10 protein-coding genes, 1 tRNA gene and 1 pseudogene are annotated in these 12,431 nt (G+C 30.5%); 6 read left to right on the top strand and 6 right to left on the bottom strand.

From position 1 onward, the window contains the following. Together CQA53_RS12390 and CQA53_RS08605 are read left to right on the top strand one after the other, a co-directional pair. Window positions 1-672 (top strand): annotated as a pseudogene (locus CQA53_RS12390) (hypothetical protein); the annotation flags it as partial. Window positions 673-681: 9 nt separating this feature from the next. Continuing rightward, a complete protein-coding gene (locus CQA53_RS08605) occupies window positions 682-1,917 on the top strand; it encodes a hypothetical protein (RefSeq protein WP_115543597.1) in 1,236 nt (411 codons plus the stop codon). A 566-nt stretch (window positions 1,918-2,483) separates the two neighbouring features. On the opposite strand, the gene CQA53_RS08600 is transcribed toward CQA53_RS08605, so the two are convergent. The 5 genes from CQA53_RS08600 to CQA53_RS08580 form a co-directional block, all read right to left on the bottom strand. Further along, window positions 2,484-3,938, bottom strand: a complete 1,455-nt coding sequence (locus CQA53_RS08600; protein ID WP_115543596.1) for a mannose-1-phosphate guanylyltransferase/mannose-6-phosphate isomerase — start codon at window positions 3,936-3,938, stop codon at window positions 2,484-2,486. Window positions 3,939-4,042: 104 nt separating this feature from the next. After that, on the bottom strand, window positions 4,043-4,660 hold the full coding sequence (locus CQA53_RS08595; protein WP_115543595.1) for a DedA family protein: 618 nt from the start codon (window positions 4,658-4,660) through the stop codon (window positions 4,043-4,045). A gap of 185 nt (window positions 4,661-4,845) precedes the next feature. Continuing rightward, window positions 4,846-7,029 (bottom strand): transketolase family protein, encoded by a 2,184-nt coding sequence (locus CQA53_RS08590; RefSeq protein WP_245945809.1) that lies wholly within the window; start codon window positions 7,027-7,029, stop codon window positions 4,846-4,848. A gap of 365 nt (window positions 7,030-7,394) precedes the next feature. Continuing rightward, complete coding sequence (locus tag CQA53_RS08585; RefSeq protein ID WP_115543594.1) at window positions 7,395-8,552, bottom strand: aminotransferase class I/II-fold pyridoxal phosphate-dependent enzyme; 1,158 nt, start codon at window positions 8,550-8,552, stop codon at window positions 7,395-7,397. A gap of 12 nt (window positions 8,553-8,564) precedes the next feature. Then, window positions 8,565-8,810 (bottom strand): hypothetical protein, encoded by a 246-nt coding sequence (locus tag CQA53_RS08580; protein ID WP_115543593.1) that lies wholly within the window; start codon window positions 8,808-8,810, stop codon window positions 8,565-8,567. A 142-nt stretch (window positions 8,811-8,952) separates the two neighbouring features. On the opposite strand from CQA53_RS08580, the gene CQA53_RS08575 reads away from it, so the two are divergent. The 3 genes from CQA53_RS08575 to CQA53_RS08565 all read left to right on the top strand — a co-directional run bounded on the left by CQA53_RS08575 (window position 8,953) and on the right by CQA53_RS08565 (window position 11,396). Continuing rightward, window positions 8,953-9,486, top strand: a complete 534-nt coding sequence (locus CQA53_RS08575; protein WP_115543592.1) for an O-fucosyltransferase family protein — start codon at window positions 8,953-8,955, stop codon at window positions 9,484-9,486. Further along, window positions 9,393-9,995: an alpha-1,2-fucosyltransferase gene (locus tag CQA53_RS08570; RefSeq protein ID WP_115543591.1), complete on the top strand. Its 603-nt coding sequence runs from the start codon at window positions 9,393-9,395 to the stop codon at window positions 9,993-9,995. The genes CQA53_RS08575 and CQA53_RS08570 overlap by 94 nt, the downstream gene beginning before the upstream one ends. A gap of 258 nt (window positions 9,996-10,253) precedes the next feature. Then, complete coding sequence (locus CQA53_RS08565; RefSeq protein WP_115543590.1) at window positions 10,254-11,396, top strand: ABC transporter permease; 1,143 nt, start codon at window positions 10,254-10,256, stop codon at window positions 11,394-11,396. A 238-nt stretch (window positions 11,397-11,634) separates the two neighbouring features. Here CQA53_RS08565 and CQA53_RS08560 read toward each other — a convergent pair. Further along, window positions 11,635-11,722 (bottom strand) — tRNA-Ser (locus CQA53_RS08560). Between the two features lie 152 nt (window positions 11,723-11,874). Between CQA53_RS08560 and tpx the strand changes: the two genes are divergently transcribed. Continuing rightward, on the top strand, window positions 11,875-12,369 hold the full coding sequence (gene tpx / locus CQA53_RS08555; RefSeq protein ID WP_115543599.1) for a thiol peroxidase: 495 nt from the start codon (window positions 11,875-11,877) through the stop codon (window positions 12,367-12,369). The last annotated feature ends 62 nt before the right edge of the window (window positions 12,370-12,431 follow it).

Genomic DNA, 12,431 nt, shown 5'->3' with positions numbered 1-12,431 from the left:
CTTGCAGGAAAGATAGCCTATATCTATTATCGATTTGATGTAAGTGATGAGAAGTTTATAGGGAGTGTAAAAGATAATGGGGAATATGTGAAGGATAGAGATGGGTTTATAGATATTATTAAAAATATGATAAAATCTGATTCTCTGACAACAAATGTTAGCATATTAAATGAATATAAAAATTTAATTAAAACAAACAATACCATAAGCAATAGAAACTTTATAAACGAACTAACACAAGCAGTATGTAAAAAATTTTCTCTACCATTAGAATTACAATATGACACTCAAAACAAGCAATATGAAATACATTTTTATAGAAACACTCCGCATTCTTATGGATATTACAAAAACAATCAAATACATATAAATGAAAATAATTTAAGCAATTTAAAAGAAGTTGTAAAAACCATATTCCATGAAGTAAGGCACTTTTATATAGATAAATATTATAAGGCAAATGATAAAGGATTAAAAGCCTATGTGTATTTTTCAAATAAATTTTATATTAATTATCCCATTATTTTTGATAGTTTTTATAAAATATGTGATAATGCAGATGAAAAAAATGTGGGTTGCTTGATAGGAAGTCAGCAAGATGCCTATGAGATTCAGCCAAATGAGCGAGACCCGCGATATATTGAAACACAAATTGCAATTATACTGCCCTAAAGGATAAAAATGAAAATAAATCCCCCAAGAATAGATAAATATACCTTTAATGATAGAGCTGATAAGACTATCTATCTAGGCATAGAGACAAACATTGTCTGTGCTGATGATAGGACAGAGAATTTTGAGGGTTTTTATCGTGCTACTATCGACAAAATTATAAACGATATGAGTGCCACCCTCTATCTAGGCAAAATCATTTTTAAGAAAAACAAAAATGGCAATCTTGTGCCAGAATATATCCCAAGTAAGATTAGTGAAACTAGCTTTGAGGGATTAAATACCTTTTGGCTCAATGAGGTAAATCCTAATCCTATGACTAGACCAGTGGAGCCTATAACAGAACTTCCCGATCCGCAATCATATTGGATACCAAAACCAATAGACCCAGAAGGCTATAAATACCTTAAAAACTACTATTTTAGAAGTCCTAAAAATATAGTTTTAACAAAAGAGCAAATCATAAGCTATTTCACAGAGCTACACAAGCTCAACTCTACATTTATAAAAGACTATATAGATTCTATTAATAAAGATTTGGGCATATCATCTACTTATGTAAATAATAATGTGTATATGACAAGTGTAGGCATTGATATAAAGGGATATTCTCCTAGCAAAGAACAACAATTTATAGCTATAGAATACGCATCTAAAAATCCTAAATACAAAAGCAAGATAGCTTATTTTGATGAATTGTTTTATATATATTTGGTGTGGAGCTTAAGAGAATTTCTTATCCCTTATGATAGTGGGATACTTCAAGAGGAAAATAATTTACTCTTTAATATAGGGGCATATAGAAAATACCTAGAAAAAAAATACTATGATACAATATATGCGTATATGCCAAATCCATATTTCAAAGAATATGGCGATGAATATTTGATGCTTATGTATTATCCTAATATTGCCCCTACCAAATACGCTGTCGGTTATATCGAGGGATATGAAGGATTCATTGATTATTATGGTGTGAATTTTATCAATGATAGATTTAGAGAAAGATATAACAACATTCTCAACAATATCAAAGAATATAAAGGCTTTGAGCAACATTCTCCAAACTATAACCTCACAACTCAAACTTATCTCCCCTCACCCTTAGGGAAATACTATTTTGAATTAAAGGATAATAAAAATACTTTTGTAGAATTTTATCCTAGAATCTACCCCTCCAAAGACAACCCTCCTAAAGGTTGGACTAAGGAGATGATGAAAAAGTTAGAATTAAAGTTCGAGTAAAGCCTTGTAATACTCTATAAATATTAATCAAGACCATCTCACCCAAATATTTTATAATTATAATACACTAAAAAACATCCATCACACAATATATTTCTTAATATCTCTTATATATATATATATCAATAAGAATCTTCATTATAAAAATCTTATTACTATTATACATGTATCAGTAGCAAGAATCTTGTTGTAAGTTATCACATAAACCTGTGGTTTATTTTCTAATAATAAATTCATAGATACCTCATCAAAGTTCCATTTGTTGTCGCAAGATATAAGCAAATCTATGCAAGATTATCACAACTTAATATCTATAATCTCATAAAGTCTCATTATCTTGATTAACTCTCAAAATAATTTTGCTTTTGCTCCTTTTTGTCTAAATCTCTCTTGATATAAATTGTATTTAGTTTTTACTTTTTCACAATATCTTTATAAAAATCATGAATCTAGACAAACCTACGGAGCTTTTATATCCATTTAAAATTTCTAGAGGACTTTATTTCTTCTCATCAAATGGTAAATAAAGAAAGCTATACAATAATACTTGAAGCGTGGTTATAATATCATTCTCTCGCATAATCATCAACCAAACGCACAATATCATCTTCTCCTAAATATTCGCCAATTTGCACTTCAATCATAACAAGATCAATGTTTCCCGGATTCGTTAATCGATGTGCTTCCCCCATAGGAATATAAGTTGATTCATTTGGTCGTAAAAAAATTTCTCTTTCACCAATTTGCACAATTGCACTCCCACTTACGACAATCCAATGCTCATTGCGATGGTAATGTTTTTGAAGACTTAATCTATGTTTGGGCTTTACAACAATACTCTTTAGTTTATAGTTTTGTTGTTCCTGCAAAACAGTATAACTACCCCATGGTCGAAATGCTTGGTTATGAACCTGCATTAATGGATTATTTTCTTTTTTGAGTAAATCTACGATCTTTTTGACTTCTTGAGTTTGTCCCTTTTTTGCTATAAGTAGAGCATCATAAGTATCCACAACAATAAAATCATCTAACCCTATTGTCGCAACCATCTTATCCGATAAAATAAGATTGTTGTGAGAATTTATAGCCTCCAATGTATTTTTTGTCGCATTTTGATTTGAATCTTTTTGCCATTCTTCATCAAGAGAATCAAAACTACCAACATCATTCCACTCGAAATTAGCCTGTATCATTTGCAATTTTTTTGTTTTTTCCATGATGGCATAATCGATACTTTTTTCTGGAATCTTTTGACTTAGCACCCTATCAAGTCGTAAAAATTCTTTAGTATTTACGCCTTTAATATTTTGATTTTTACACATTTGTTCATAAGAATATTCAAATGTTTCAAGGCAAGATTTATAAATTTCTGGTTCATATTGTTGCATTTCTTGAAGTAATACTCTGGCTTTGTAGCAAAATATTCCACTATTCCAATAGAAATTCCCTTTCTCTACATACCCTCTTGCTTTTTCTTTACTCGGTTTCTCATGAAATGCAATAACTTTATATCCCTTTGAGTTCTCTTTTTTTGAATGTTGAGAATCTGTTTGGATATAACCATAACCAACATGTGCATATGTCGGAACAATCCCGAATGTTACAATAAAGTCATTTTTTGCAATCTCTTTGGCATGTTTCACACATTCTTGATATGCGATTTCATCATGCACAATATGATCGCTTGGAAGCGTGAGGATTATTTCATCAGGATTATTTTTTGCAATAAGTAATGCACTGATGGTAAGTGCGGTCGCGGTATTTTTTGCGAAAGATTCTAAAATATATGATTGAATGGATATATTAGCCTTATTTGCTTCATCAATTGCAAGAAAATAGTGTTTTTCATTCATAATGGCTTGCAGTGTATCATTCTCTTCGAGAATCTTTGCATTGCGTTCAAGAGCAATTTTAAAAAGAGAATCTTCGCCAATAAGCCTTGCAAATTGTTTTGGCATAAGTTCCCTTGATAATGGCCATAATCTTGTGCCACTTCCTCCACATAAAATTGAAATAACCATTTTTTTCCTTTTTTAAAAGTTATATAAAGTTTATTTACAATTAGAGAACAAATAATTTTCTAATAAACAATAATACCATTTTATCACTTTAAAGTCAGTTTCTATCATTGATTTTCATGAATTGAATGTATAAATGTGTTTTGTTTTAATTTTTTCTTGATATATAAAAAAAATGTAACAGCAATAATAATACCAATAAATACAATGGGAAACATATAAGGATATTGTAATAAAATTTTAATAATTTCAAGAAAAATTCCACTTGCATAATATCCAAGCATTCCTAAGGAAATCCCCCAAATGATTGCACCAATAAAATTAATGAATAAGAATTTTATAATATTATACGCACTAATTCCCACAGCCAAAGGCACGAATGTTCTTACACCATGCAGAAACTTACTTATCAAGAATAAACCCCAATCATACTTTTTTACCATGATTTGTAGGTATGCTATTTTTCGTCTATGTTTGCTAAACATTTTCATAATATCTTTTTTTTGCGCACGTGCAATAATAGCAAAGAGAGAACTACCAAGAGTATTGCCAATAATAGCTAATGCTATGCTCACAGATAAATCAAGTTTACCCAATGAGGATAAAACACCGGCACTTATAATAGCGACATAACCACCACCCATACAGTAAAGAAAAAGAATGAGATAACCAAAACTTTCTAAATTGCTATAATCTTTGAGAATCTCGAATGCCTCATTTTGCATATATGACCTTTAATATGTATGATGGGAATAAAAATCATTAAAGCAATTCCAGTTCCATAGATTCTCTAATTTTCATTATGTTATGCTATTGAGTAATTTTACTTTAAAATGATATATTTGATTTATTCCTAATAAATCTTACCAAAAAAATATCCCTTGTAATTCATTGGCAGAATATCCATATTTTACAAACAAATATTATTTTTTAAGAGATTTAATGCCTGTAAAATCACATTTTCTTTACTAAATCCAAATCGTTTAAATAACAAATCACCTTTACCACTAGCTCCAAATCCTTGCATAGTAATTACCTCATCGCAGAAAGTATAAAGCTCTAATCCGCGCAATGCCTCTATACCCAACACTTTAGAATCTTTAAAAACTTCTTGATAGTATAATCCGTTTTGTTGGCAAAATAGCTCAAAACAAGGTAACGAAACCACTTGCGTAGAAATACCCTTTTTATTGCCAAGAAATGAGGTAAGAGAATCTTTTGTCAGTGCAATACCTTTATTTTTAATAATTTGATTGTTTTGCCTAGATTCCATATCATTAGAATCATAAGACATGTAAGATTGTAAATCCTCCAAAGATTCTAACAACCAATCAATATTGCTCCCTAAATCCTCCAATATAATTTGTGCTTCAATCGCTAAACTTACTTCACTCCCGCTTGCTACAAGTGTAAGAGATGGATTTGTGGAATCTAATTTTGAAGATGAAATAACATATCCACCTTTTGCAACATTTTCTTTTGTGCTATGTGAAGATTCTATTAATGGTAGATTCTGACGTGTAAGAATAAAACTTTGAGGTTTTTTTATAGAAAGTGCATTCTGCCATGCAAAAAGATTTTCATTTGCATCAGCAACACGCCAATTTAATAAATTTGGCATTGCACGCAAATGACTTAATTGTTCAACTGGTTGATGTGTCGCTCCATCTTCGCCAACACCAATAGAATCATGCGTAAAAATATAAAAAACTTGTGCATTCATCAGACTTGCTACACGAATACTTGGACACAGATAATCACTAAAAACAAAAAATGTTGCACAATAAGGGATAAAGATTCCATAGTTTGCAAATGCGTTTGAGATTGCCCCCATAGCATGTTCACGCACACCAAAATGAAGATTTACTCCGCAAGGAAAATCACCTGAATGCATGATAGCTGTATTATTGCTTGGGGCTAAATCTGCACTTCCTCCAATGAATCCGGGATTTGCTTTTGCAATGGCATTTAAGATTTTGCCATTACTTGAACGCGTTGCAATAGAATCTTTATAGTTTAAAGTAGCATTTTTGTATTCTCCTCTTTGTTGCATAAAAGTTGGATAGAGAACTTCACTAAAATCTTTTTGTAAAAGTAATCGAAGTAAATCTTTTGCCTTATATTCTTGTTTAGAATCTAGACCTAAAGATTCTAATATTTGGGGACTTATTACACAAGATTCTAAGTTTTTTTGCCATGCAAGATATTTCTGTTCTCCTTTTTTTGCATTTTCACGAAAGTAAGAGAGTAAATCCTCACTAATAAAAAACTTTTCTTGTCCTAAGCCTAAATTTTCTTTTGTTTTTGCAATAATTTCTTCACCTAGTGGTGCACCATGTGCATTATGACTACCCTCCAACTTATAAGCATTTTTCGCAATCTTTGTTGTCGCAACAATGATATTTGGTTGAGAATTACTAATATTTTGTAAGGCAGATTCAATTACTTGAAAATCATGCCCATCAATCTCTTGCACATAAAACCCTTGTGACTCAAATCTCATGCGAATTTTTTCGTTAAAAGCAATATCAACATTACCTTCAATACTAATGTTATTGCTATCATAAAGCAGGACTAAATTTGATAACCTATGAAGTCCAGCAAGCGAACAAGCCTCATAACTAATACCTTCCTCAAGGTCGCCATCTCCACAAAAACAATATACTTTATGGTTAATAATACCTTTTCCCAACAGATAAGAAGCTCGTTTGCTTGCCATTGCAAAACCCACAGCGTTTGCTATGCCCTGCCCCAATGGTCCAGTGGTAATCTCTACTCCGTGTGTGTGAAGATATTCAGGATGTCCAGGTGTTTTAGAATCTAACTTACGAAAATTTTTTAAATCCTGTAAATTTATATCATAACCCCATAAATGCAACATAGAATAAAGCAAAGCACTTGCGTGTCCGCCACTAAAAACAAGTCTATCACGATTAATCCATGAGCTTTCTTTCGGATTGATTATAATATGCTTTGCAAGCACAATAGCAATATCTGCTAATCCCATTGGTGCACCCGGATGTCCGCTATTTGCAACTTGCACCATATCAGCACATAACATACGAAGTTCATTGGAGATTTGTTGGAGATTCATTTTTACCCCTTGTGATAATATTCGAGATTCTTTATCTAAACCTTTGATTTTATTAAATATTTATGTATTTTTAGAAAACAAATATTTTAAAGCGAAAACAACATAACCTAAATTTTTTATATCACAAAAGGGAACAATACAAACCTTGCATTATCTTTATATTAATTTATATTGGAAAATAGAGAGAGGATTTATTAAGATTCTCAAATTGTATATGGTTAATTGTTTAGATAAATCTAATATGAGCTTACAAATTTTTCAATCTAAAATACAAAGAAAATTTAAATAACACCTTAATACAATTATCTCATTAAAAAACATAAAGCCATGAATGCAATTATAAAAATAAAGATAAAATAATTTTTTTATTTTATAGATTCTAAGATTGCTTTTTGGAGGTCTAAAATTTGCTCCTTTTTTAAATCACTATTAAGTGAAAAACGTATCCTTTCTTTACCTTTTGGCACACTAGGCTCTCGTATTGCTGGCGCATAGAATCCTCTTTCCATCAATCCTTTTGCAAATTGTATTGCTTTTTCATTATCGCCTATAATGAGTGAAACAATATGTGCTTCTCCAAGTGACTCGATACCCCTACTTAAAAGACATGATTTAAAGAGGTGAGAAATCTTTTTTAAATTCTCTCTTTTTTTCTGAAAAGAGAGAATCTTGCTAAGAATAAATGCACTAAAAGCGATATTAATTGGGGGTAATGCTGTTGAATAAATTAATCCTCGTGCTTTATTAATAAAAAAGTCTTTATATTCATTTGCACATAGAACACACGCACCAACAGATGCGATTGCTTTACCAAATGTAAAAATGATAAAATCAATTTCATAATCTATTCCCATATCTTTTAATAACCCCAACCCATCTACACCAATCGCTCCCACACTATGTGCTTCATCAACATAAAGGAAAACATTTTGATAAGATTGTTTAAGTTTCACAATCTGTTTGATATGTGCAAAATCCCCATCCATACTAAAAAGTGCTTCAGTGAGGATAATTATTCTCTCATAATCATTTGCATAAGATTCTAAAAGATTCTCTAACTCTTCCATATCATTGTGTGCAAAACGTTTGAATCTTGCATTGCCACATAACAATCCATCAATCATACTCGCATGAATTAATTTATCTGCAAGAAATAAAGTATTTGGTAAATTGCTTAATGCACTAATACAAGAAACATTAAGATGATAACCACTATTGAACAATAAACATTCTTTATTTGTAAAAAAATTGGCAAGAAAAGATTCTAACATATTATAAATTTCAAAATTTCCGCTCAAACTGCGAGATGATGAACTTGAAAAAAAGAAATTGTGCGAATGTATATGTGATAAGAATTCTTGTTTTAGATTTGTATCATCTGCTAGATTAAGGTAATCATTTCCTGCGAAATTAAGCATTTTATGATTCTCATGAAAGACATAAAGTCCTTCTCGTCGTAAGCTTGTAAGCGTGCGTAAATTGTGATTACTTTGCAATTTTTCAAGAATATCGCTAATTTGCATATTTCCTCACTATTAATAATATTGTGTGATTGTAGCAAGAAACAACATTAATTGTTTAACTGAGTAATCCAAATTATTCTTTGACATAAGCTCCCAATAAGTATGCGTATCGAGATTGAGCTTGCTCCAAGCCTCATAATCCATTTCAAAAAGTGTCTTAGAAAATGTAAAACCGCATTCTTTACATTTATGATATATGGATTTATCCAAAAGCTTTGCCACTTCACCTTCAAACTCTGTCGTAAAATAATAGCCCACATTGTCGCTATTGCAAATGATACATTTTGTTTGTTATGTAAATTTTGCACATCATTTAGTAAAAATTAATTTTTATTAGATATTATTCGCTGTTTTTATATTACTAATTTTATGATATTTATCATTAATTAAGGTTGGAATCATGGTTGTTATGATAAGTAGTGGTCTCGGAAATCAAATGTTTCAATACGCTTTTGCTAAAGTTTTAAGCCTTAAATTAAAAGAAAAAGTGCAATTAGACACTACACCTTATGGTAATATTTCAAAATCTAGCCCCAACAAAATAATAGTTTCCAAAGAAGACCAAAAAAATATGCGAAACTTTGAGTTAATGTTTTTTAACATTGCTTTAGATATTTTAAATCAAAATGATATGAAGCAATTCTTTATAAAAAATGATGTTTTTTATTATTTTATTATGGTGAGCAATAAACGTTTTTGCAAAATTCTAAGAACCTTAATTCCTAAAAGATATAGATATAAAATAGAAACCTACAAATATTTTATTACTGAAAACAATAAACTATTGGAAAAAATCAATACTGCTTCTGAAGCTGTAACAATGGGGGGGGGGGGCAAACCCTGTTCAATAAAAACTCCTACTTTCGTGGTTATTTTATCAATTTATACTATTTTGATGAGTTTAGGGACATTTTATTGCAAGATTTTACGCTGAAGATTCCATTAGACTCTAAAAATCTTGCAACAAAAAATCGTATTGTAAATACGAAAGATTCCGTGTCTTTACATATTAGACGAGGTGATTATTTAGAATCTGTGAATTATTTTATTCATCTGGGTAGCGGATATTATAATGGTGCGCTAAGGGCACTAAAGAAACGTGTTTCCAAAGCACATATTTTTGTTTTTAGTAATGACATAGAATGGTGTAAAAATCATTTATTATCATCTTTAGATTCTCATCTCATACAAGATTTTACTTTTGAATTTGTTGATAATAACGGTGAGGGACAGGCTGCTTTTGAAATGGAACTAATGAAGACCTGCCAACACAATATTATAGCAAATTCCACTTTTAGCTGGTGGGCAGCTTATCTTAATCAAAATCCACAAAAAATTGTCATTTGTCCTAATAAAATGGTATATAGTAAAAACGAACACAAAAACTACAAAAAAGAATGGATAAAAATAGATTATATATGGGGGAATGAGTTAAATGAATAGACTTTATAAAATAGGCTAACATAATTTTGTAAAATAGATAAAAATGTTTCCTCAACTTACTAAAAAAGTAAATATTGAACTCTAAGATTTTGTTGAGTTTATCTATTCATAGAAAGTAGTGTTTGAAATTATTTGTAGAATAAAGTCTTAGTGGATTTTATGACACATAGGTGTAAAAGGAATTTACACAAATTTATAATTGCATGATAGAATCTGCTGGAATTTATACAATGAATAATCCATAACAAATGAGGGAAAATGACATTCTTAGAAGTCGTAATTGCGGAGTTTAAGGCATTTTTTAGCAATGTAAGTGTTTTGTTCGTTGTATTTATAGGATCAATTTTATATGTATTTCTGTATCCAACACCTTATTATGCAGATGTTGTACGCAAACAAAAAATTGTTGTTGTTGATCTTGACAACACTCCATTGTCAAAAGACTTTATTTTTTTGGTAAATGCAAGCAACAATTTAGAGGTAAGCTTTGTTGTGCAATCAGAGCAACAAGCAAAAGAGCTTTTAGAGCGAAGCGAAGTTTATGGGCAGCTTAGTATTCCCAATGGTTTTGAGAAGAGTATTAATAATGGTACACCTGTTGAGCTTTTGTATCGAGCGAATGCTTCTTATTTTTTAATTTATGGAGCAATTATTGAGGGTTTAAATGAAGTTGGAAACTATTTTAGTAGTCAATTGAAAAAAAAGAGAAATGCATTACTTGGAAATATAGGTGTCAACAGTGATGAAGTGCTAGTAAAATATATACCAATTCCACTTTTTAATCCCTCTGTTGGATATATTAATTACGCACTTGCAGCGATTCTTGTCTTTATTCTCCATCAAACACTGCTTGCGGGAGTTATGATTCTAAGTGCTACACATAATAAAGAATATAAAAATGGAAAACAAGGATATTTTTATATCGCACCACTTTTTTATGCCATCAGTGCAAGAATTTTTGTGTTTAGTATGATATATGTTGTGTTATTTTTGATTTATTTTGGTGTATTTTTTAAAATATATGGAATCAATGTAACAGCAAATTCTTTTGAATTTTGGTGTTTTGGATTAATGTTTATCGTTGGTTGTGCTTCACTTGGGGTCTTTTTAGGCACTTTTATGACAAATATTGCTTTACCAACACAGCTTATATTACTCTCTTCTTTACCTCTTGTTTTTATGATGGGTTTTATTTATCCAATTATGCTTCTACCGGTACCATTACAACTTTTTGTTAAAATTATCCCAGCATATCATGGAATTAATGGTTTTATACGATTGAATCAAATGAGTGATAGTTTGTATGCTATAATGCCACATTTTTATGCGTTATTTGGAATCTTTATAGTAAGTTTCTCATTAAGTTATTATAGGTATTATAAGTTGCGAAAAAACAAATAATATAAGTTATAAATTTTTTCAGGAAAGTAAAAGAAAAATAAAACACAATTTGAGTGGATTCGATATTCGTTTTATTAGTAACCATATCTACAATCTTTGCATAGTTTTTAGTAGATTCTTATAAATTTCTTGACTAGTATTGATTATATTTGTTCTTGCAATTAATGGAATAGGATAGAACTAAGGAGAGTAAAAAAGAGATTTTATTCTAATGATAAAATTTATAAAAATTTTTAGATGGCAGAGAGGAAGGGATTCGAACCCTCGAAAGCTTACACTTTACACGCGTTCCAGGCGTGCTCCTTCAACCGCTCGGACACCTCTCTAAAGAATATAATTGTAGCATATTTCTTGTTTCTTTTGTGGATATTTTGAAGTTTTACATGGTAAGGAATCTTTAGTCTTCTTTATTTTCTTTCTTATGATACAATCTTGCGAGGTTTTTATAACCAAAATTATTATTTTTAAAGGAAAAAATATGCCAACTTTTAAGGGAAACCCCGCAAAACTTTATGGTAAAACTCTTGCAGTGGGACAAAATGCTCCTATTGTAACTCTTGTAGCAAAAGATTTAAGCGAAGTAAGTATAGGTGGTGCGAATGGAAAATATCAAGTCATCAGCATTATGCCAAGTATTGATACGGGCGTATGTCAGAATCAAACTCGTGCCTTTAATAAAAAAGCAGCAAATTTGCCAAATGCAAATGTATTTAGCGTTTCTGTGGATTTACCTTTTGCTCTAGGCAGATTCTGTGGGGCTGAAGGTATTGATAATGTACAAGTTTTAAGCGATTTCCGCGATAAACTATTTGGTAAAGTGTATGGTTTATTGCTTGAGGATACTCCATTACAAGGTGTTCTCACTCGTGCTGTTATTATTGTGAATCCAGAAGGCAAAATTGTATATCAAGAAGTTTGTAATGAAATAACAAATGAGCCAGACTATGATAAAGCTCTTGCAAGTATTCAATAAAACTTATATAAAGTCTGATAGGATATTGTAATAAGTATCTTGTAAATTCTAGAGAATCTTAA

It is taken from the genome of Helicobacter didelphidarum, from assembly GCF_003364195.1.
Classification (GTDB): domain Bacteria; phylum Campylobacterota; class Campylobacteria; order Campylobacterales; family Helicobacteraceae; genus Helicobacter_A; species Helicobacter_A didelphidarum.
The sequence above is the reverse complement of the archived record's forward strand: the minus strand, read 5'-3'. Positions and strand labels throughout refer to the sequence as shown.